General features: G+C 31.6%; 22 protein-coding genes and 2 tRNA genes. 10 read left to right on the top strand and 14 right to left on the bottom strand.

Going from position 1 to position 21,685, the window contains the following annotated elements:
• The first annotated feature begins 41 nt into the window (after positions 1 to 41).
• The 7 genes from ACTJIW_RS12095 to ACTJIW_RS12065 all read left to right on the top strand — a co-directional run bounded on the left by ACTJIW_RS12095 (position 42) and on the right by ACTJIW_RS12065 (position 3,262).
• On the top strand, positions 42 to 293 hold the full coding sequence (locus tag ACTJIW_RS12095; RefSeq protein WP_440715280.1) for a GIY-YIG nuclease family protein: 252 nt from the start codon (positions 42 to 44) through the stop codon (positions 291 to 293).
• Positions 292 to 353 (top strand) — tRNA-Lys (locus ACTJIW_RS12090). Before ACTJIW_RS12095 ends, ACTJIW_RS12090 begins: the two co-directional genes overlap by 2 nt.
• A gap of 113 nt (positions 354 to 466) precedes the next feature.
• Positions 467 to 547, top strand: a tRNA-Tyr gene (locus tag ACTJIW_RS12085).
• 261 nt (positions 548 to 808) lie between these two features.
• Positions 809 to 1,387 (top strand): hypothetical protein, encoded by a 579-nt coding sequence (locus ACTJIW_RS12080; RefSeq protein WP_440715279.1) that lies wholly within the window; start codon positions 809 to 811, stop codon positions 1,385 to 1,387.
• 358 nt (positions 1,388 to 1,745) lie between these two features.
• Complete coding sequence (locus ACTJIW_RS12075; RefSeq protein WP_440715278.1) at positions 1,746 to 2,105, top strand: VOC family protein; 360 nt, start codon at positions 1,746 to 1,748, stop codon at positions 2,103 to 2,105.
• A 137-nt stretch (positions 2,106 to 2,242) separates the two neighbouring features.
• Positions 2,243 to 2,704: a MarR family winged helix-turn-helix transcriptional regulator gene (locus ACTJIW_RS12070; protein WP_440715277.1), complete on the top strand. Its 462-nt coding sequence runs from the start codon at positions 2,243 to 2,245 to the stop codon at positions 2,702 to 2,704.
• A gap of 135 nt (positions 2,705 to 2,839) precedes the next feature.
• Positions 2,840 to 3,262 (top strand): helix-turn-helix domain-containing protein, encoded by a 423-nt coding sequence (locus tag ACTJIW_RS12065; protein ID WP_440715276.1) that lies wholly within the window; start codon positions 2,840 to 2,842, stop codon positions 3,260 to 3,262.
• 59 nt (positions 3,263 to 3,321) lie between these two features.
• Here ACTJIW_RS12065 and ACTJIW_RS12060 read toward each other — a convergent pair whose 3' ends face one another.
• The 5 genes from ACTJIW_RS12060 to ACTJIW_RS12040 form a co-directional block, all read right to left on the bottom strand.
• Positions 3,322 to 3,684: a MerR family transcriptional regulator gene (locus ACTJIW_RS12060; RefSeq protein WP_440715275.1), complete on the bottom strand. Its 363-nt coding sequence runs from the start codon at positions 3,682 to 3,684 to the stop codon at positions 3,322 to 3,324.
• Positions 3,685 to 3,778: 94 nt separating this feature from the next.
• Positions 3,779 to 5,341 carry a serine hydrolase gene (locus ACTJIW_RS12055; protein WP_440715274.1) on the bottom strand — a complete coding sequence of 521 codons (1,563 nt, stop codon included), beginning with the start codon at positions 5,339 to 5,341 and terminating at the stop codon, positions 3,779 to 3,781.
• Positions 5,338 to 6,708 (bottom strand): hypothetical protein, encoded by a 1,371-nt coding sequence (locus ACTJIW_RS12050; RefSeq protein WP_440715273.1) that lies wholly within the window; start codon positions 6,706 to 6,708, stop codon positions 5,338 to 5,340. The genes ACTJIW_RS12055 and ACTJIW_RS12050 overlap by 4 nt, the downstream gene beginning before the upstream one ends.
• Before the next feature lie 132 nt (positions 6,709 to 6,840).
• Positions 6,841 to 8,175: a sensor histidine kinase gene (locus ACTJIW_RS12045; RefSeq protein ID WP_440715272.1), complete on the bottom strand. Its 1,335-nt coding sequence runs from the start codon at positions 8,173 to 8,175 to the stop codon at positions 6,841 to 6,843.
• A 1-nt stretch (position 8,176) separates the two neighbouring features.
• Positions 8,177 to 9,526 (bottom strand): sigma-54-dependent transcriptional regulator, encoded by a 1,350-nt coding sequence (locus ACTJIW_RS12040; RefSeq protein ID WP_440715271.1) that lies wholly within the window; start codon positions 9,524 to 9,526, stop codon positions 8,177 to 8,179.
• Positions 9,527 to 9,804: 278 nt separating this feature from the next.
• Between ACTJIW_RS12040 and ACTJIW_RS12035 the strand changes: the two genes are divergently transcribed.
• The 3 genes from ACTJIW_RS12035 to ACTJIW_RS12025 are packed head-to-tail and all read left to right on the top strand — an operon-like array spanning position 9,805 to position 15,413.
• A complete protein-coding gene (locus ACTJIW_RS12035) occupies positions 9,805 to 10,515 on the top strand; it encodes an ABC transporter ATP-binding protein (RefSeq protein WP_440715270.1) in 711 nt (236 codons plus the stop codon).
• Between the two features lie 4 nt (positions 10,516 to 10,519).
• Complete coding sequence (locus tag ACTJIW_RS12030; RefSeq protein WP_440715269.1) at positions 10,520 to 12,943, top strand: ABC transporter permease; 2,424 nt, start codon at positions 10,520 to 10,522, stop codon at positions 12,941 to 12,943.
• A 46-nt stretch (positions 12,944 to 12,989) separates the two neighbouring features.
• On the top strand, positions 12,990 to 15,413 hold the full coding sequence (locus ACTJIW_RS12025; protein WP_440715268.1) for an ABC transporter permease: 2,424 nt from the start codon (positions 12,990 to 12,992) through the stop codon (positions 15,411 to 15,413).
• Between the two features lie 96 nt (positions 15,414 to 15,509).
• Here the strand turns inward: ACTJIW_RS12025 and ACTJIW_RS12020 are convergent, their stop codons facing one another.
• The 9 genes from ACTJIW_RS12020 to ACTJIW_RS11980 all read right to left on the bottom strand — a co-directional run bounded on the left by ACTJIW_RS12020 (position 15,510) and on the right by ACTJIW_RS11980 (position 21,166).
• Positions 15,510 to 16,250, bottom strand: coding sequence for an SDR family oxidoreductase (locus ACTJIW_RS12020; protein WP_440715267.1), 741 nt, complete (start codon positions 16,248 to 16,250; stop codon positions 15,510 to 15,512).
• Between the two features lie 78 nt (positions 16,251 to 16,328).
• Positions 16,329 to 16,898, bottom strand: a complete 570-nt coding sequence (locus tag ACTJIW_RS12015) for a Crp/Fnr family transcriptional regulator (RefSeq protein WP_012022567.1) — start codon at positions 16,896 to 16,898, stop codon at positions 16,329 to 16,331.
• Positions 16,899 to 16,967: 69 nt separating this feature from the next.
• Positions 16,968 to 17,291 (bottom strand): MazG-like protein, encoded by a 324-nt coding sequence (locus tag ACTJIW_RS12010; protein ID WP_440715266.1) that lies wholly within the window; start codon positions 17,289 to 17,291, stop codon positions 16,968 to 16,970.
• Positions 17,292 to 17,294: 3 nt separating this feature from the next.
• On the bottom strand, positions 17,295 to 18,209 hold the full coding sequence (locus ACTJIW_RS12005) for a helix-turn-helix domain-containing protein (protein ID WP_440715265.1): 915 nt from the start codon (positions 18,207 to 18,209) through the stop codon (positions 17,295 to 17,297).
• A 1-nt stretch (position 18,210) separates the two neighbouring features.
• Positions 18,211 to 18,516 carry a hypothetical protein gene (locus tag ACTJIW_RS12000; RefSeq protein ID WP_440715264.1) on the bottom strand — a complete coding sequence of 102 codons (306 nt, stop codon included), beginning with the start codon at positions 18,514 to 18,516 and terminating at the stop codon, positions 18,211 to 18,213.
• A gap of 11 nt (positions 18,517 to 18,527) precedes the next feature.
• Positions 18,528 to 19,334: an SDR family oxidoreductase gene (locus ACTJIW_RS11995; RefSeq protein ID WP_149206177.1), complete on the bottom strand. Its 807-nt coding sequence runs from the start codon at positions 19,332 to 19,334 to the stop codon at positions 18,528 to 18,530.
• Between the two features lie 104 nt (positions 19,335 to 19,438).
• Entirely contained in the window at positions 19,439 to 19,939 is a 501-nt protein-coding gene (locus ACTJIW_RS11990) for an endonuclease V (protein ID WP_149206176.1), read from the bottom strand.
• A gap of 14 nt (positions 19,940 to 19,953) precedes the next feature.
• On the bottom strand, positions 19,954 to 20,517 hold the full coding sequence (locus ACTJIW_RS11985; protein ID WP_121360031.1) for a DUF4256 domain-containing protein: 564 nt from the start codon (positions 20,515 to 20,517) through the stop codon (positions 19,954 to 19,956).
• 55 nt (positions 20,518 to 20,572) lie between these two features.
• Positions 20,573 to 21,166, bottom strand: a complete 594-nt coding sequence (locus tag ACTJIW_RS11980; RefSeq protein ID WP_121360030.1) for a DUF1801 domain-containing protein — start codon at positions 21,164 to 21,166, stop codon at positions 20,573 to 20,575.
• Positions 21,167 to 21,685: the final 519 nt, after the last annotated feature.

Genomic DNA, 21,685 nt, shown 5'->3' with positions numbered 1-21,685 from the left:
AAGTCTTATGATTTTGGAGTTTTTTGCTTTATATACATTTCATGAATTTTATTGTTTATATCTTATTTAGCGAAAGCAAGAATAAATTTTATATTGGATTTACTTCTAATTTAGAAAAAAGGCTTATTCGTCATAATCAAAAAAGCAAAGGTTTTTCTGGAAATGTAAATGACTGGAGAGTTATTTATACTGAAAATTACGAAAAAAAAGAACTTGCACATAAAAGAGAATTACAAATTAAATCTTGGAAAAGCAGAATTCAAATTCAGAAATTAATTGATGATAAAGATTAGCTCAGCTGGTTCAGAGCATTCCGATTTTTCATCGGAAGTGGCCGGGGGTTCGAACCTTCCGATGAAAAATCGGAACAAGCTATCATCGCCCACCAAGAAACTCCTTAAGAAATTAAGGAGTTTTTTTTACGCTTTTGCGAATGTTCAAGGATTATAAATCCAACCTCATATTTGGGGAGATACTCAAGCGGCCAACGAGGGCAGACTGTAAATCTGCTGTGTGAACTTCGCAGGTTCGAATCCTGCTCTCCCCACAAAAAAGTCCTAATGAAAATTAGGACTTTTTTTTATGCTTATTCAAAAAACATCTAAAACCTTAAAATCATGCGATTCCTCTTTTATGCGCGAGCAGGAAAAAGCATTAAACAGATAAGAGACACGCTTGAAGTTTTATCAAATAAAAGTTCTATTTTTAAAACAAAAAAATACCAACATTCTTTAGACTTACCAACCCAATTTTGATGTAAATAAGTCTAACATCATTAAAAACATATATCCTATTTAAGAGTTATTTTATGAAAAAAACATTCTATTCTGTATTGATATTAATTATAAGTCTTTCTTGTACAGAAAAAAAGACAAAAACAGAAAATGTTATAATTAAAAATATTAAATCCGATTCGGTTGTTAAAATAGATGATGATGAATTAGAAAACGATTCTGATTGTGTATTTGATGACAATTACAAAAAAATAACTGAAGAATGGCTGAGTGAACTTGAAATCAAAAAATATGTTTGGGATTCAAAAACTAACAAAGCAACATTAATCTATAATAATGATACTCTAACTGTGTATAAAGGCGGCTGTACCCATTTTGTCAGTTCAGTAGAAATTAAAACCAATATCTACCAAAATAAAGAATTAGACAGTACTTTGATAAGAAAAATTAACGATGTAGCCTGTAAATTTAAATTTAATAATTATTGCAACAAGCTTATTGAAGGTCAATTTAAAAAAATTGATAATAGTAAATCATCATTTTTTTTGGAATTTGAAGATGATGATCCAGAAGATAATTTAATTTCTGAAGGGATAGAAATTTCAGAAAAAGAAAAAAGCACAATTATTACAATATCAGAGTATTATAATTAAAACTACTATTAACAGTGATTTACCATAGTAGCTGCAAATCGGTAAGAAACATATTCGATTTGTAGCTTTACGATCTACTTTTTATAAAGCTCAATTTTTGAAAATAAATTTGAAGAAATTCAAACATTCAAAGTAGAATATAGGAAATCAGAAACCGAAGTTGACATTCATACAATATTAACTGCAAGAAAAAGGCATAATATCACTTTGTAAAATTCTTATGAGAATTGGCTAAGATTGTGCGATTTCTCCCTTCATTCAAAATAACAAGATTGTGTAATTTTAAAAAAATCAAAACTATTTGCATATTGTTGTCGCATATACTATATTTGCGACAACAATTTAATTTTAGAAAAAAATGAGAGAACTTACATTTGCATCACTACAGGTAAAAAATTTAGAAGCATCAAAAGACTTCTACGAAAAGAAATTAGGGTTTGAAGTTGGAAATACTAATCCGCAGGCTTGTATTTTTAAATACGACGAAGGAAAAGCAAGTTTTGCTATTCGTACTCCACTTGAACCTTTAGAAGATCGAGAATTAGGAATTGGCGTAGCGCTTTGGTTTGCTGTTAACGAAAATGTAGACGAACTAAAAGAGAAATACATCGAAAACGGAATAACAACGGCGGGACCAATTATAGATACTCCGTTTGGAAGAGCTTTTCATGTAAAAGATCTTGACGGTTATAAACTTACTTTTTTAGAGACAAAATAAAAGTAAATATCAGTAATTTTAGAAACAGATTAAGGAAGAAAAAATTTCCGTTATCCAATTTACTAAAGGTTCTGATGGCTATCTTTGAAACCAATAAACTTGATTTTTAATATTGACAAAAATGCTTCAACATTATTATGGCTAAGGAAATTAATTTTCATTTTAAAAGTCCAAAAGACAGTCCCGGATATTTACTTGGACAGCTAACCATGCTTTGGCAGCGCAAACTAAAAAAAGTTTTAGATCCGCTGGATTTAACGCAGACTCAATTTGTGCTGCTGGCTGCTTTAGGCTGGCTTTCAAAAAAAAGCGATTCTGTAACACAAATTGATATTGCGAACCAGAGTAATGCCGACAGAATGATGGTTTCAAAAGTATTGCGAACGCTGGAAGACAAAGGTTTTATTACAAGACACGAACATGAAACTGATACAAGAGCAAAAACCATTCGATTAACGAATACAGGCGAAACAATTTTGCAAAAAGGTCTTATTGAAGTAGAAAACGCCGATCTTGATTTCTTTTCTTCTTTAGATGAAAATCTTCCGTTGTTTAATTCTAATATGGCAAATCTTATTGACAGAAATAAGACAGAGTAAAAGTGTTTCGGTTTAAAAATACTTATCAGAAAAATTGTATTTTTGTTTACCGCTCCCAAAGAACAACTGTAACATACATTTAAAATCTGTTTTTTACAGTTCCGGTTTATTATACTTAATTATTATCTTTGAATTATGAGCACACTATCAAGACCAAAACACATAGGAAGAAATATTAGCCGTATTCGTGAACTTCGCGACATGAAACAGGAAGCTTTGGCGCAAGCTTTAGGCATTAGTCAGCAAACAATTTCTGCTATTGAAAACAGCGAAACTATAGACGACACAAGACTAGCTGAAGTTGCAAAAGCACTTGGAGTAACCGCAGAGGCTATTAAAAATTATTGTGATGATATGGTATTGAACATCATAAACAATACTTTTACCAATACTAGTCACGATAGTTCAACAATTAATTCAATTAATGTTCAACCTACTTTTAATCCGCTTGATAAAGTTGTAGAACTTTATCAAGAAAAAGAAAAACTTTATGAACGTTTGATCCAGACAGAAAAAGATAAAGTTGAATATCTCGAAAAAATAGTAAAAGGAAAATAACCTTTTAAAAGCATAAAAAAACTCCATTATTTCTAATGGAGTTTTTTATGCTATCAACCTCAACATTCATCATTCTGCAGTTTCTCACAAACTTTCTCAAGAAGTGACCTAGTCTGTTTAAAATATTTTATTTTATTATCGATCTCTTTAATCTTAGCCTTAAAAAGCTCAAGTGTTTCTGGTTTAGAATCTGTACTTTCGAACCAGCTGGTCAATATCTTTTTTATTTCTGCTAAAGTAAAACCTACTTCTCTTGCTTCTATAATGATTTCTAAACGTTCAATAGTATTACCATCGTAATGTTTATAGTTATTCGACACCACCTTTTCATCAGTCAATCCTTTGATCATTCCTAAATTCTCGTAATATCTAATCGTATGGATTGACAATCCTGTTCTTTTTGATAATTCGTTTATAAGCATAGTTTTATTTTTAAATGAAAAACAATAAAGCATAGAGCATAGTCTATACTTTATTGTTACAAATATACCAGCTTTTTTATCTTATCTAATATATTTATCTAACTCTTATTAAATCTAAATCCTGAAAGTCAAAACTAAAATCGATATTTGGAGAAATGCCTTTCATTTTAATAGATTGAGCTTTACCGTTTTCATCCAGAGAAAACATGGCTAATGCATCGCAATTCATAGCTTGATATTCCCATTTTACAGCAAATGTATTAGCATTATAAAAAGCCATCGGCCCATTTAATTTAGGCGAACGGTAGGATTTGAACCATAATTGTTTGTTCTTTTCAAATACTTCAATTTCGCCAAACCATTTGTCTGCATAAACACCTATAAAGTCTTCGTTTTTTATTTTTACATTTTTTGACAGCTTAACTTTTTCCCAGACTTTTTTGGTTACATCGTCACCTGTATTTCTATCTTCCTTCATCCATTCTACTAATTTATCTGTCCAGCCAAAATCGTCTAAACCTAAATAACTGTCTGAAATCGTATTAGAAACTGCTGAAAAAAGTCCTGCTCCGCCATTTTCAGTATTGGTTAAAACTACAATCCCTAAATTGAGATCCGGATACATGGTTACAATAGAAAGCATTCCCGGCAGACCTCCGGTATGCGATACTTTTAAATTTCCTTTTTCATCAGATACCTGCCAGCCCAAACCATATCCGTTAAAATGAAAATTATATCTTGAGTTTTCATCTGATTCCTGAACCGTGTGGATTCTCCACATTTCTTTATGGTTTTTTAAAGAAAAAAGTGTTGTTTTTGGGTCTTCTCCATATTGGCCTTTATTCAAACGAACAATCATCCATTTTGCCATATCTGAAGCATTAGAAAATATACCGCCCGCAGCAGCATTCATTTGATCTCCAAAACCGTCAATTGTTTTTATCGTTCCGGATTCAGATGAATGTGAAACCGCAAAATTAGATTTGTCCTTTATCAAACTGCTTCCCACAAACGTATTATTCATTTGCAAAGGAGTAATGATTCTTTTTTGTACAAATTCTTCATAACTCATACCGCTTACCCTTGCAATTACTTCTCCTGCTACGATATAAAGCAAATTATCATAATCAAATTTGGTTCTAAAAGCCGAAACGGGTTTAAAATACTGAAAACTCGTCAAGACATCTTTAATGGTAAAATTAGACCCATCAGGAAAAAACATCAAATCCCCCACTCCTAAACCTAGTCCGCTCCGATGAGTCAATAAATCCTGTATGTTGAAATTTTCGGTTACATAATCGTTATACATTTTAAACTCCGGGAGATAATCTCTTACTTTATCGGTCCATTTTATTTTTCCTTCATCTTCTAAAATAGAAAGCGCTGCTGTGGTAAAAGCTTTACTGTTTGAGGCAATTTGAAAATTAGTATTTTCATTTACTGCTTTTTTTGTTTCTACAGAACCAACTCCATATCCTTTTAAGTGAATTATTTTTCCATCTTTAACAACAGCAATTGATGCGCCTGCCACTTTAAACTTTTTCAGGGCAGATTCCATCAAAACATCAATTTGCTGCGATGTTAATTGAGCAAATGCCGTTGCAGATGAAAAACAAATGCAGATCACTGATACTAAAAAACTATTTACTTTTTTCATTTTATGGTTTTAATAAGAGATTCAAGTGTAGATTCTTTTTGATTTATTACAATCAACTGGCTTTTGTCGTCGAGAAGGATTTTTTCTGCAAACTCCTTGTCTGCTTTAAACTGCCATTTTTTTAATTCCTTAAATTTACTTTTTATTAGTTTTAGCTTTTGAGAATTGTTTTTAGAAATTATGATCACTTTTGTCAATGGTGTTTCCTGCATTTTCTCAATACTGGTTTCTGTTATTTGATCTTCATATTGTGTTCTGGAACGATAACGAAACATTTTATTTATGACATCAAAATCTTTTTCGTTTTCAGAAATCACATATCTGTAAGTCATGATATTATCCAGTTCATTGATCCAATTTGGAAAATTTACTTCATAAGCCTGAATATAATTATCAATGAAATTTTTATCCATTGGCTTTTTCTCATCAATATATTCTTTAACTAATGGATAAATCTGCTTGGCCATAAGATTTATATACTTTTTGTTGTACCAATCGTAAGTATCCATTTTTCCGTCTAACTGCCCATAAACATAGCCATTGCCTAAAGCCGTTGCCAAAACTTCATTCATTAATTGATAAGCATAATTACTGCATTTCGATTTATTTTCTTTAAAATAAGTATCGATTTGAGTTTTTACCTCAAGCGATTGTTCATCATAAATAATATGATAGGTTTCGTGAAGCATTACGCTGAATAAATCTTTATAGGATTTTAGATCTGTTTGTATCGCGCTGATAAAATTGTTACAAAACGCCTGCGCTGTAAAACCTTTAGAATTTGGGAGCGGATAAAAAGCAATTTCAAACGGAATTGCATTATCCCAGCTTGAGTTATAAAATACCAATCCTGTATTAAAGTAGTTTTCTATCTGATGTTCATTGGAATATTTTGTAATTTCTTCCAATTGTTTTTCAAACTTTTCTTTATTCGGATTATAAATGAGTTCGTTGTAAATTGGCGTAAATTCTGAAATGCTTTCTGCCAAATCAATCAAGGTTTTATTTGGAATAATCCCAACAGAACGAATTTTAAAACTTCCTAAATCTCCAGTCTCGATTAGATTTTTTTTGAGGATATCTTCTGTCTGCATTGTTTTCTTTGATCCATACGGAAATTCTTCAAACCTATAACTGTAGTCAATTCTTAGTTTTTCGAATTTTGAAATTACGTTTTTGTATTTATCCGTATTGTATTTTGATTTCTGAAATTCGGTTTTAAAAACATTATCAGGATAATTTTCAGAGAGATTCTGCAAGAAAATAAAAACCGCTAATTGTTCAGAATATTTAATTTTAAAAGTTGTTTTTTGCCCAAATGCAAAAATTGTCAAAAATAAGAATGCAAGTAAAAATCTGTTCTTCATCCTGTTTATACGGCTGTTAAAATGGTGGTTTATTTGTTTTTGGTTGTTATTCTACTTTTCTTATCTCATAAAAAAAGTATTTATCTTGCTAATATATAAGAAATATCTTTATTAAAACTAAACTCAAAAATCTTATCCTTCAACCAAACAAATCTCAAAAACCGTTTTTTCATTCTCGGTTTTAAATGAAATATAACCGCCGTGTGCTTCTATGATGTTTTTGGAAAGCGTTAAACCAATTCCGGCGCCTTCATTTCGGGTAGTAAAAAAAGGCAGGAAAATTTTATTTTCAATTTCTTTTTCAATCCCATTACCGTTATCGGTTATTTTAATGAAGATTCTGTTTTCTTTGGCTTCCGCCGAAATTAAAATCTTTTTCTTGCTGGTATTTTTTAAAGCGTTTATCGAATTTGTCAAAAGGTTAATGATAACTTGTTCGGTTTGCTGCGCATCAACATTTATCAGGCGTTTTAAAGAGATTAAATTCTCTACTTCAATGCCGTCTTTTTTAAACAACGGATTCATGATTTGAAGACAATTATCAATCAAATCCTTTAATTCTGTTTTTTCTTTTTTAGGAGAAGGAAGCATCGCCAGTTTTCGATAACCTTCAACAAATTTCTGTAAATGGTCACTTCGCCTTAACATGGTTTCGACGCTGTTTTTAATATCTTCCAGATCTTCTGCCGAAAGCGAATCTTGTTCTACCAAATCCTGCAGGTTTTGACAAATAGAACGAATGGGCGTTATAGAATTTAAAAGCTCATGTGAAATTACTTTCATCAAATTTACCCAGGCATCTTTTTCTTTTTTCTCGACAACATTCTGGATCGAATCTAACAAAACGATATAATAATCACGTTCGAAAATCTCAGTTCTTGAAGCCTGCAAAACAAAAGTCTGGTTATTTTGTTCGTTGATGCTGATTTCTACAGATGTTTTTATTTCGTGAAAATCGTCAACTTCGATAATTTCACAAAGTGATGGCAGCTGATTTTTAAGATATTTCCATTTTGAAACTTTGGGCACATTAAAATGAGAAGAAAAATAATCGTTCATCAAAAATATATCCCAGTCATTATCGTGTTTTTGTAAAATGATAATTCCGGTTTCGATGTTGTTTAAAATAGAACGGTAAATAATATCTTTTGAAATTTGTTCGTTCTGCCTGTTCTTCAAAGTATCGTACAATTGAAACAAGTCATTGTAATTACTATTCTCTTTATGCTTTTTAAAATCTGATGAAAAATCATCCTGAAGTATCGAAGCAATAGTTTTATTGTAAATCAAAACAAAATTTCGAACATAAAAATACATTTCGCGAATGAGCAGAAAAACAATAAAAAAGCCAAATATGCCCGTAAAAAACAAACCGATTTTAAAGAAATAAATCGAAATTTCGATCGCTGCAATAATAGCCAGTAATCGAAAAAAAAGCAGTTTATAGGTTTGCAGCGTTTTAAACATACTAATTAATATTGATATTATATTTCTCTAAACGTCTGTACAACGAACCTCTTGACAAACCCAGCTCTTCGGCTGTTTTGCTGATATTGTTATTATGTTTAATCAGTGCTTTTTCGATCGCCGCTTTTTCTACAGACGAAAGCTGAATATCGTCGGGGTTTTCATCATAAGGCGTTATGATTTCTAAATCCAGATCTGAAACGGTGATTTTATTGTTTTCGCAAAGAATAACGGCGCGTTCAATTTTATTTTCCATTTCGCGGATATTTCCGTTCCAGGCATGATTTTCAATTTGTTCTAATACCTTTTTGTCAAAAGTAATTTCACCTCTTCCGTATTTATCCCTCATTTTTTCCAGAAGATATTCTGCCAGCGGAATTTTATCTTCGTTTCTCTCTCTTAACGGAGGCAAAACTATTTCCATTGTATTGATTCGGTAATACAAATCTTCTCTAAAATTTTTATCGGCAACTTCCAGTTTCAAATTCAAATTGGTCGCCGTAATAATTCGCACATTTAAAGGTCTTGCTTTTGTTTCTCCTAATCTGGTTACGGTTTTGGTTTGAATAACCTGTAATAATTTTGACTGCAAATGCAATGGCACGTTTCCTATTTCATCTAAAAAAATAGTGCCGTTCTGCGCCATTTCAAAACGTCCCGGTGTATCTATTTTGGCATCGGTAAAAGCGCCTTTAGCATAACCAAACAATTCGCTTTCGAAAATATTCGAATTCAAAGAACCCAAATCGACGGCAATAAACGGATTGTTTTTTCTTTCGGACTGACTGTAAATATGATGCGCCAAAACAAATTTCCCAGTTCCGTTTTCTCCCAAAATCAAAACATTTGCATCGGTTTTGGCAACTTTATCGGCAAGTGAATAGGCTTTTTTTATAATTTCAGAAGTTCCAACAAAAAAGTCGTTTTCGTTTTCAATCTCTTTGTTCTTTTTTTGTTCTTTACGGGATTTGTCTACCGCCTGCTTTACAGATTCTAATAGTTTTTTGTTTTCCCAGGGCTTTAAGATATAATCAAAAGCGCCCGCTTTTAATCCTTCAACTGCGGTTTCTACTTTTCCAAAAGCTGTCATTAAAATTACAACTGTTTTTGGCGAAAGCGTTTTTATTTCTTTTAATAAATAGAGTCCTTCCCTTCCATCTTCAAAACCTATCCTGTAATTCATGTCGAGCAAAACAACATCAATGCTGTTTTGAGATAGTAATTCGACTATTTTTTTCGGATTATTTAAGGTATGAATGTTCTCAAAATACTTTTTCAGATATACTTTTGAGGCAAAAAGAATATCTTCCTGATCGTCGATGATTAAAATTGAAGCGTTTGTTTTTTTCATTATTGTTCAGTTTTGGACAAAAAGTGTCCAATTATGGACATTGTGATTTTTTTTGAAAAAATAAAATTTTAAAAATTAAGCAGTTACAAGATTTAATTTCTTGGCACGAAAATCACATTTCTACTCGTAAATCATTAATTATTAAAGTCTTTCAGAGGTAAAAATAACAAAATAAATATCTATCAGCCGTATTATTAATTATCTTAATTTTCCGACTGTGTTTCTTTTACTTCTGAAGATCAAAAAACGAACATCAATCAAATTTTAAAAAATCAATTATGATTACCATCAAAAATCTTTCAAAAATTTTTAGAACAGAAGAAATAGAAACAAAAGCTTTAAGTGAAGTTTCATTAACCATAAACGAAGGCGATTTTGTATCGATAATGGGGCCGTCGGGAAGCGGGAAATCTACTTTATTAAACATTATAGGACTTTTAGACAGTGCTACTGACGGAAGTTATACCTTACTCGATCAGGAAATGGTTGGACTAAAAGAGAACCTGAAATCAAAAGCCAGAAAAAAGAATATCGGTTTTATATTTCAGAATTTTAATTTAATAGATGAATTATCTGTTTATGATAATATCGAATTACCATTGCTTTACAATAAAATTCATGCTTTTGAAAGAAAGAAAAAGGTAGAAGATATAGCTAATATATTGGGTATTTCACATCGTTTGAAACATTTTCCGCAGCAGCTTTCTGGAGGTCAGCAGCAGCGTGTGGCCGTTGCAAGGGCTTTAATCACTAGCCCTAAAATTATTCTGGCCGATGAGCCTACAGGAAATCTGGATAGCAAAAACGGAAATGAGGTAATGGAATTATTAACAGATCTTCATGCAAGCGGTTCTACAATTTTGATGGTTACACATTCTGATTATGATGCTTCATTTTCTCAGAAAACAATTTTAATGAAAGACGGTGTTATTCTTTCAGAGAAATTAAATCATAAAAATGTTGATGTTTTGGTAACTTCTAAAAATTAGGATCATGCTTAAAAACTGGATCAACATATTTATATACCACATCAAAAACAATAAGCTTTTTACAGCTTTGAATGTTTTAGGTTTGAGTATTGGAATCGCAGGTTTAATTTTTGCGATTTTATATTGGAACGATGAACAAAGTTACGATCAATGGAATCCTAACAAAGACAATATCTTTTTAGTTGCGAACCAAATGGACGCGACTACATACTGGGCATCAAGTTCGGCACCAATAGGACCTGCCATAAAAGAGATAAATCCTGAAGTAGCATCTTACTGTTATTTGAGCGGTGATTACGACAATGAAATCATTCGTTTTAATAACAAAAAAGTACAGTCAGATAAAATAATTGCGGCGCAAAAAAACTTCTTTGAGTATTTCCCTTATTCATTTATCGAAGGAAATTCAAAAACTGCATTACCAGATATAAACAGTATTTGTTTATCTCAAGATTTGGCGGCTCAGCTTTTTGGAAACGAAACTGCTTTGGGCAAACAAGTTGTGCTGAAAGGTAAAAACCTAATCGTAACAGGTGTTTACAAACTCGATAAAAAATCAGCTTATAACCCGTCCTGTGTGGTTAACTTTATGGATGAACGATTAAAAGGAAACGCTCAGGCCTGGGGTGATTTTCAATTTGTACTGTTATTAAAACTAAAAAATCCGAGTGAGCAAAAACGAGTAACTCAAAATCTTCAAAAAATATATTTTGAGAATATGACTTCTCGTTATGCTAAAAATCAAGGTATTTCACCAGAAGAATTTATTAAGAAATATGGCGAAGTAAAACCATGTTTAGAATCGTTGTCGTCTATTCGCCTGCATACCAAAACCGGCGGTTTGGCAGAACCTAAAGGTAATTATCAATTTCTGCTTATCATGGTTGGGTTATCGGTTTTAATTTTAATCTTATCCATTGTAAATTATGTCAATTCAGCTACGGCAAATGCTGTAAAAAGAGCCAAAGAAGTTGGAGTGCGCAAAATTATCGGCGCTTCAAAAACAGCTATTGTCAAACAATTTATTTTTGAAACCGCAGTAATCGCTTTGCTTTCCATTTTAATATCGCTAGTTATTGTAGAACTTTCTCTGCCTTATTACAATGCTTTTTTAGAAAAATCTCTTGCATTGCAAAGCAGTCAGTTTTATTTACAGCTTGTGGTTATATTCGTTATTACTGTAATACTGGCAGGGATATTTCCGGCTGTTTATGTTTCTAATTTTGAATCGCTAAAAGTATTGAAGGGGAATTTTGGTAGAAGCAAAAGCGGTGTCTGGCTTAGAAACGGTATGCTTATTTTTCAATTTGCAGTAGCTGCCTTCTTTATTGTTGGATCTTATGTTGTATACGAACAAATAGATCTTATGAACTCGAAAGATTTGGGTTTTAACGGCAAACAGATTCTTAATATTTCATACCGAAATATCTATGGCGAAGGAATAACTAATAAAGACCGTTTTGAACGATACAGTATTATTAAAAACCAATTGCAGCATATAAAAGGAGTTCAGCAGGTTTCGAGCGCCGGTTTTGTTTTAGGAAATGGAGCAAGGTCTGTAATTTCTTATCACTATAAAGATCTAAATATTGACGGCAGTAATATGCCAATCGATTTTGGACTGCTGGAAATGATGAAAATTAAAATTGTAAAAGGACGTTCTTTCAATCCAGAATTTGCTCAGGATACCATTTCTTCAATGTTAATTAATGAAACAGCTCTAAAATTATTAAATGAAAAAGATCCGATAGGCAAAAAAGTACACTGGAACGGACTAGATGCCATTATTGTTGGAGTTGTAAAAGATTTTAATGTAGGAAACCCTGGAGAACCAATTCCTCCAATGTCTTTTTTCCATTTTAAAACTGTGCCTTGGTTTACAGCAAACTTAAATAATATTTACATCACTGCCGATCCTAAAACTATGCAGCAAACTATAGCTGGTATAGAAAATCTTTGGATCAAAAAAGTAGATCCGGATTATCCTTTTGTATACGATTTTGTTGATAAACAATACAAAAGATCATTCAGCAGTTATGTAAAACAAAAAAATCTTTTTTCTTTATTAAATATCATTGTTATCACAATTGCGCTTTTAGGATTATTTGCTCTTGCATCTTATTCTATAGAAAGACGAATGAAAGAAATCGCAATTCGAAAAACACTGGGTGCAGAAACCAATGTACTATTAAAAGAACTCTGTAAACAATATATTCTTTTTAGTGCAGTTGGTTTTTTAATTGCTTTATTTCCTGCTTATTATCTGCTAAATAAATGGCTGGAGAATTTCTCGTACAGAATTACGATTTCCATTTATCCGTTTTTAATTGGATTTACAGCTTTACTGGTTTTGACTTTATTGGTAGTTCTTTCCAGAGCGTATCAGGCAACTAAAGTTGATGTTTTGAAATATCTTAAATATGAATAATCATTACAGCTTTTGATTTTTCAGCAAACTAACTTCCTAAAAAACTATGATACTAAACTATATCAATATATTTATTTACCAGTTAAAACACAATAAACTATTTTCTACATTAAATATTTTAGGATTATCAATAGGAATTGCAGGGCTTATTTTTGCCCTGCTCTATTGGAACGACGAACATAGTTATAATAAATGGAATCCTGAAAAGGATAATGTTTATCAGGTTTTGGTTCAATTAAGTGATATGCCTGCCGTGGCTGAAAATTCAGTTCGGTTAAAAGCATGTTTAGAAAATGATCCTAATGTTGAAAATATTGTTTATGCTGATAATTGGTATAAAAAAGACAAAATCACTTATAAAGGAAAAAAAGAGACGGTAAATAAAATTATCAATGTCGAAAGTGATTTCTTTTCTCTTTTTCCTTTTAAAATAATTCATGGCAATGCCGCTTCAGCATTAAAAGACGGTTCGAGTATTGCAATTTCCGAAGACATTTCAAAAAGAATATTTGGCAATGAAAACCCAATTGGAAAACAAATCAATTGCCTTTCTGCTATGTATACAGTTCGTGCTGTTTATCGAGTTCCTGATAATTCTTCAATTATGCCTAATGTGGTTGTCAATAACATGAAGGATTTAGTTGATATTAATAAAAACCGAGGTCTTTTTGTTTTAAAAATTCTTTTAAAAATTAAAGATCCTTCGAAAATTGATGTGACTAAAAGAATGTTAGAAAAGGTTTATTATGATGAAATCATTGTAAAAAGTTCAAAAGAAGCGGGAATGACACCTGCCGAAATAGAGAAAAAGATTGGTCATTTTAAAATTTTTCTAGAGCCGCTTTCTGATGCAAGACTACATTCAATCGCTGACGGCTATCCAGAAGGAAGGGGAAATTACCAGTTTTTATGGATAATGGCAGGATTATCTGTGCTTATTCTTATTTTATCAATAGTGAATTACATTAACATGGCAACCGCAAATGCCATTAAACGAGCCAAAGAAGTTGGAATTAGAAAAATTCTTGGAGCATCAAAAAACGATATTGTGCTACAATTTATTTTTGAAACAGTTTTAATTTGCAGTTTCTCTATTTTGCTTGCTTTGGTAATTGTAGAACTTACTCTGCCTTATTACAATAATTTTCTGGATAAGAATTTAATGATCATTGGCAGTCAGTTTTATCTGCAATTGATTCTTATTTTTATTCTCACCATTTTAACCGCTGGTATATTCCCGGCACTGTATGTATCTAATTTTGAAACTATAAAAGTATTAAAAGGCAATTTTGAAAGAAGTAAAAATGGTATTTGGCTTCGCAACGGAATGTTGATTTTTCAATTTGCGATTGCGGCCTTCTTTATTATTGGCTCCAATATCGTCTATGAACAAATACAATATTTAACTAATAAAGATTTGGGTTTTAAAGGCAGTCAGGTATTAGCCGTTTCATTAAATTTTCCGTCATCTTATTATGAAGGAGATGAAATTGGCAAAAAGATTTTCAGCCGATACACTGCCATCAAAGAAGAACTATCTAAGATAAAAGGTGTTGATAAAGTTTCTACGGGTTTAGTTTCCTTTGACGGAAATGATACTTCTTTAGCGCCAATTTGGTATAAAGACGAACTTTTTAAACAAAAAGCAATTGGATTAGATTATGGAATGCTGGATTTAATGAAAATAAAAATAATAAAAGGAAGGGATTTCGATAAAAAAATAGCTTCTGACACTACCAGTTCTGTTTTAATAAATGAAACAGCCTTAAAACTGATGAACATTAAAGATCCCATTAATACTGAAATTAGAATTGGTAATCAGCCCATGAAAATCATTGGTATTGTTAAGGATTTCAATTTGCTAAGTCCTGAATCTGCCGTTTTGCCAATGACTTTTTATCATATCAAAAGTTTGGATATGGCGGGAGAAATCAATACGGTTTATATAAAATTAAAATCAGATAATATCCAAAATACGATTTCTTCTATTGAGGATTTCTGGAAAACAAAAGTAGATACTGAATATCCTTTTCAATATGATTTTGTAGACAAACAATATGCAAGAACTTATGAAACTTACACCAAGCAAAAGAATTTGTTTTCACTGCTTAATATTGTAGTAATTCTAATTGCACTATTTGGTTTATTTTCTCTTGCATCATATTCTATACAAAGACGAATGAAAGAAATTGCGATTAGAAAAACACTGGGTGCCGAAACGAATACTTTGCTTAAAGAATTATCTAAACAGTATGTCTTTTACTGCATAATTGGATTTTTAACTGCATTGTTTCCCGTTTACTATTTTCTAAAAAAATGGCTTGACAACTTTGCATTCAGAATTGAGATAAGCGTATTTCCGTTTATTCTTGGGTTTACAATTTTAATGGTTCTGACTTTATTAATTGTATTATCAAGAGCTTATGCAGCAGCCAAAACGGATGTTTTGAAATACTTAAAATATGAGTAAAAAGTTCATTTAATTTTTTTATAAAAGACATTAATTCAGATTTAAAAAAAAGACTCCAATAGATTATTGGAGTCTTTTTTTATCAATTAGAACTTTTTACCAAGGACTTACCCCAGTTTCATCTTCAATATCATTGCTGAAAAATTGTCCCGTTGGTCCATTTTCATTAGTTAATGTATGTTTGATAATAAAAGATGCTGCACTTTCTACAGTCCCGGGACCACTATGATGATTGAAGTCTGTTGCCGTATAACCCGGATCGATTGCATTTACTTTAAAAGATAAATCTTTTAGTTCATAAGCCAGTACAATGGTATATGCATTTAATGCTGTTTTTGAAGTTCCATAAGCCGCCGATTTAAAATCGTAATATTTCCATGATGGATCACTATGCAGAGTTAAAGAACCAAGTCCTGAAGTAATATTACTGATTCTTGGACTGTCTGATTTTTTAAGCAATTCCAAAAAAGCCTGAGTAACGCTTATAACACCAAAAAAGTTAGTTTCAAATACATTTTTAATGTCTTTAACACTGGTGTCTGAAGCAGTTTGAGGAAACTGGCCGCCGCTTATTCCTGCATTGTTGATTAGGATATCTAATTTTCCCTGCTCACTTTCTACAATATTTTTTGCTGTCAAAATTGAATCCGGATTGGTAACATCAATTTGAATCGCTTTTATATTTTGAAAACCATCTTTGTTTAATTCTTTTACAATTTCGTTTCCTTTGTCAAGATCACGGCTTCCTAAATACACAAACAATCCCTGTTTTGAAAGCTGTTTTGTTATTTCTAATCCTATGCTTCTATTTGCTCCTGTTATTAATACTGATTTCATTTTTAAATTGTTTTAAAATTATAATACAAAGTTGGTTACTTTAAAAATGGAATCATTTGCCATTTGGCAAAAAGCAGTTTAACGAATGTTTTTTCTAATTCTGCTTAAAGACGATTGTGTAATTCCTAAATAAGATGCCACATAAGATAACGGAATGCGATTGATAACGTTGGGATAGATTTTTAAAAACATTAAATAACGCGTAGTAGCATCTTCTGAAACCAGCGGACTTCTTCTTTCTACTTTTTGTCTCAATGCTTTCGAAATAATTCTGTGTACAATGGCATCCCAGCCAATTATTGTTTCTAACAGTTCTTTCCAGTCTTTTTTAGAAAAAACCAGCAATTTACAATCTGTTATCGCCTGCACATAAGCATTGGAACAAATATCATTATCGAAACTTTCCATATCAACAACCAGATTATTTTCGTCGATAAAATATTTGGTAATTTCCTCGCCTTTGTTATTGTAATAACAAACGCGGGTAATTCCTTCTAAAACAAAACCAACCTGCTGGGCAATTTTTCCGGCTTCTGAAAAATATTCATCTTTCTGAAGTTCCAATACAGTTGTTTTACTTGCAATTAAATCCAGCTGATGCTGATTTAAAGTCCCAAATTGCAATATATAATCTATAAATTCTTTCATAGAGGCAAGTTAATCAAAGTTATTGGTGCAGAATTTGCCATTTGGCAAAAACGATTCAAAACATAAAAGTTATTTTCCCAGTAAATTTTCGGTACTGGCTAAAAAATCTTCCGTGGCTTTTTCAATATCAATATTCATTCTTTCGGCCAAAACCGTAAGCCACCAAATGGATTCTCCTAATTTATGTTTGAGTTCCTGTTCTGTGTTTCCTTTTGGCCATCTTCCCTGCTGCGACATTACGTTACGGCCAATTAAGCCGGCATCTGTCAAAAATGCCAATGCATCTTCTTCTATTGTCCATTCGCTTCCGTGATGCGATAATTCTAATTCGTGATAACGCTTTCTTATTTCTAAAGAACGTTCTTTGAGCTGTTCAAAATTTATTGATGCCATAATTTAATTTTTATTGAATTGTTCCTGAAATGCGATTGGACTTAAATTCGTTTTTTTCTTGAATAATTTATTGAAGGACTGCGGATGTTCAAAACCTAGTTTATAGGCAATCTCAGACATTGAAAAAGTTCCTTTCATGATATAATCTTTTGCTTTTTCTATCAATTTATCATGAATAAACTGCTGTGTATTTTGTCCCGAAAGATTCCGAAGCAGATCGCTTAAATATCTGGCAGACAAACCTAATTCATCGGCCACAAACTGAACGGTTGGCAAACCATTTTCAAGCGTTTTTTCGTTATTAAAATAATCTTCCAGTAAAATTTCCAGTTTTGAAAGCACATCATTGTTAACTGCTTTTCGGGTAATAAACTGCCTGTTATAAAATCGATTACTGTAATTAAGTAAAAGTTCGATCTGCGAGATAAGAACGTCCTGACTAAAAGTATCAATTCGTTCTTTTAATTCATTTTGAATATTAGCAAAAACTCCTAAAATAGTTTCTTTTTCATTTTCTGATAAATACAAAGCCTCCGATGCTGTATATGAAAAGTATCCATACTTTTTAATATTAGCATTTAATGTATAAGGCCGTATAAAATCAGGATGAATATTTAATGACATGCCGCTGTAATCCGCCTCTTCTTCCTGCATTTTTAAAATTTGTCCCGGTGAAACAAATGACATGCCGCCTTCCTCGAAATCATAAAAACCATGTCCATATCGAAGCTTTCCCGAAAAATGAGTTTTAAAAGAGATTTTATAAAAATCTAAAATAATTCCGTTTTCAAAATCTTTTGGGTCAAATACTGCTTCGCCATAATTCAAGATACTAATAAGCGGATGCATAGGTTTTGGCTGTCCCATCGCTTTATGAAGTTCTGATATCGAATGAAATATTTTAGGTTGATTTTTCATCTCACAAATTTATAAAATGTTCGACTGGCGCAATGTTCCAGCTCACAGTACTTTGGTCAATCATGTCATGTACAACAGAATCGCTGAGTTCTGTCATTAATTTATGCATCGCATCTGTGCCTTCTGCTGCACTGTCCCAAACTAACATATCGTAAACTATTCCTTTTTTCAATTCAAAAATGGTTCTGGAACGAAATCCTTTTTGAAGTTTTAAAAATTCATCGATTGCTGCATTGGCTTCAATAAATTGCTGCATTGTAAAACCATTTAATTTAAAAGTCGTTAATTCTATTGCTTGATTTTTCATCTTATTTTAAATTAAAAAGTAAACATTGCTTTAATATTTTGAACCTGGGCTTCAGCACCATTTTTCAATCTTTCATTGTATAAAGCATTTGCATCATTTCCGGCAATATATCGCAATTGATTTTTATTATCTGTCGCTGCTTCATATATAATTTGAGCAACATCTTCTGCTTTTGTATAATTCTCTAATTGTTCGGCGCTGTAACCTTTACTAACTTCTGCGGTTAATTTTTCATACGCTTGGTGCTGACCTACTTCCATAGAGCGAATTGCAAAATCGGTTTTCATGCCGCCGGGAGCAACAACTTTAACCTGAATTCCAAATTGAGTTAATTCTGATGCCAGACTTTCTGAAAAACCATCGACACCAAATTTAGTTGCGCTGTAAATAGAACAAGTTGGAAATCCAATTAAACCAAAAGTAGAAGTAACATTTATAAAAGTACCGCTTTTTTTCTCACGAAAATGCGGTGTAAAAGCTTTTGAAATTCTAATAACTCCAAATAGATTGGTAACAATCTGGCGTTCGATTTGAATTTCGCTTAAAGATTCTAAAGCACCAATCAACCCGTAACCGGCATTATTTAATACAACATCTACAGAATATTTTTCTGTAATGCTTTTTATTGTTTCTGTAATTAGTTCTGAATTTGTAACGTCAAGCGGTAATACAATTACGTTTTCTAATGAAGTTAATTCTGTTTCCTTTTCAGGATTTCGCATTGTGGCAATTACCTGCCAGCCTTTGCTTTGAAATAATTTTGCTGTTGATTTTCCTAAACCAGTCGAAGCTCCTGTAATAAAAATTGTCTTTTGCATTTTTAATTGTTTTAAAATTATAATGCAAAGATCAGCCGAAGCCTGAAGCTGTTTTTAGCCAATTTGGACAATTGATTAGCCAAAAAGACGATTAGGAAAATAATTTATTCTTTTGTGAGTCGGTCTAACTCTTTCAATAAAGTCGGCATTCTGAATTCACCCGCCATACTTTCAACTTTTTGAAAAGCTTCTTCCAAATCAATTCCTATAGAAGTTATGAATAATGGTTTTGCACTGTCGCCTCTCAGCAAAGCTTTTTTATCTTTTTCGATACTCGCAAAATTAGTTTTGGCTACACCAATAATAGGAATCTCTTTATTTAGTTTTTCATATAAATGGCCGCCTAAACCGTATTTTTTATCATCATCTAAATACACAAATCCATCAACGATAATCGCTTCGATATTTTTTAAATCGATTTGATTTAACAAACTAAGAATACACGGAAGTTCTCTTTTATAGAATTCTCCCGGAATATATTCTGAAACATTATCAATTATCTCGGTATGAACTTTAAAGTTTTTATCTTCATTCCAATTCTCAAATTCAAGGCAGACTGTTTTTGCTTTATTATCAAAATAATATGTATCGAAGGCTAATATCATGTTTTTATTTAATCTTAAACTTTTAATGAACCGCGAAAACCTCTTGCGGCATAATACGAATCGGCACCATTATGATACACAAAAACAGTATCATAACGAAAATCTGAAAAAATCGCACCGCCAAGTTTTCTAATATTTACAGGAGTTAAAATCCAGCTTGAAGTTTTTGTATCAAATTTTCCAAGTTTTTGAAGGTTTCGATATTCTTCTTCATTCAAAATTTGAATTCCCATTTCCTTTGCCATATTTATGGCACTGTCTTTGGGCTTATTTTCTTTTCTTTTTTCTAATGCTTCGTGATCGTAACAAATACTTCTGCGGCCTTTTGGGCTTTCTGCAGCACAATCATAAAAGATATATTCATTTGTTTTTTCATCAAAACCTACAACATCCGGCTCGCCTTCAGTTCTTTCCATTTCGTCAAGAGACCAAAGTTTTTCAGGATTAGCTTTTAGTTTTAACAGAACTTTTTCCCACTCAATATTTTGATGACGATGTTTATTATTTTCAAAACGTTTTTCTAAAACATTCAATAATGATTCCTGTTGTTCTGATGACAATTTATTTGTTTGACTCATCTTTCTTTATTTTATGTTATCACAAATAATTTTAAAAACACGGCTGTATCTTTTACTAATCATTAAGTCCTTTGCCGTCTAATATATTTGGAATATTCTTTTCTACTCTCGATTCTCTGGTTTTAGACTGTTTTGGCTGAGAAAAATGAAGTAAATAGGCTCTTTGTCTTCCGGGAGTTAAAGCATAAAAAGCTTTTTGGAGATTTGGCATTTCATTCAGTTTCTTTTGGAATTCCTCAGCAACTTCAAATTCTGATGTTTTTTTCAACTCCACTTTCAAACCTGCTTTTTCAACTTCTACAGCCTGATAAATGTAAGTTTTTAAAACCGCTTTCAAATCAATTACTTCCTGAAGATTTGTAAATCGTATTTGACGTGCTGTCTGGACATTTTCAGATTGTTGAATCAAAATACGGTCAGTATCTTTTAACAAAGCTCCTTTGAAAAACAAAAAAGCACAATATTCTTTAAAAGAATGAATTAAAACAATATTAGCATTTTGAAAAGTATAACATGGAACTCCCCATTTTAATTCTTCGGTTAACTGGCATTCAAGAGAAATTGTTCTCATTAAATTTAACTCTTGCTGCCATTTATCAGCTTTATCAAAAAAGAAATCAACTTTTGGGTTTTCTACACTTTTTGACATTTCATTTCACTTTAAATTAATATCCAGAAAGTTTTTATAATAAATATAATACTTGATAGAATTTATATCCTACTCCAAATGTAGCAAATCTCAAAAAGAGTGAAGATTATATTTTGAGGGTTTTTAAATTTTTCAATAACGAAATATTTCTTTATTGCTTGTTCTGTTTCATCGTCTAATTTCTGAAAACTATTAATAGCATCAATAAGCTGTTTCATATCATGAATGATTATGAAACAAATTTATCAATAATTAAAATGATTTTTAATGAACTTGAAATAATCAAACTATCGCAAAACGCAAAAACAACAAATAATGACTTTTCAGACGCTAAATTAAAAAGGGTGATATTTCTTGTTCTAAATTCAAAAACAATAAAACTAAAGGAGAAAAACAATGTAAAACACAAAGAGAGTAATTGATCTTAGGAGAATATTTTCACAACAGCTATCGGCAACAAATCCAAAACAGCTATAAAACAAAAAATCCTCATCAAGTAAATGATGAGGATTCTTAAAA

The sequence above is a fragment of the Flavobacterium sp. 22659 genome, from assembly GCF_052044235.1.
GTDB lineage: Bacteria > Bacteroidota > Bacteroidia > Flavobacteriales > Flavobacteriaceae > Flavobacterium > Flavobacterium johnsoniae.
The sequence above is the reverse complement of the archived record's forward strand: the minus strand, read 5'-3'. Positions and strand labels throughout refer to the sequence as shown.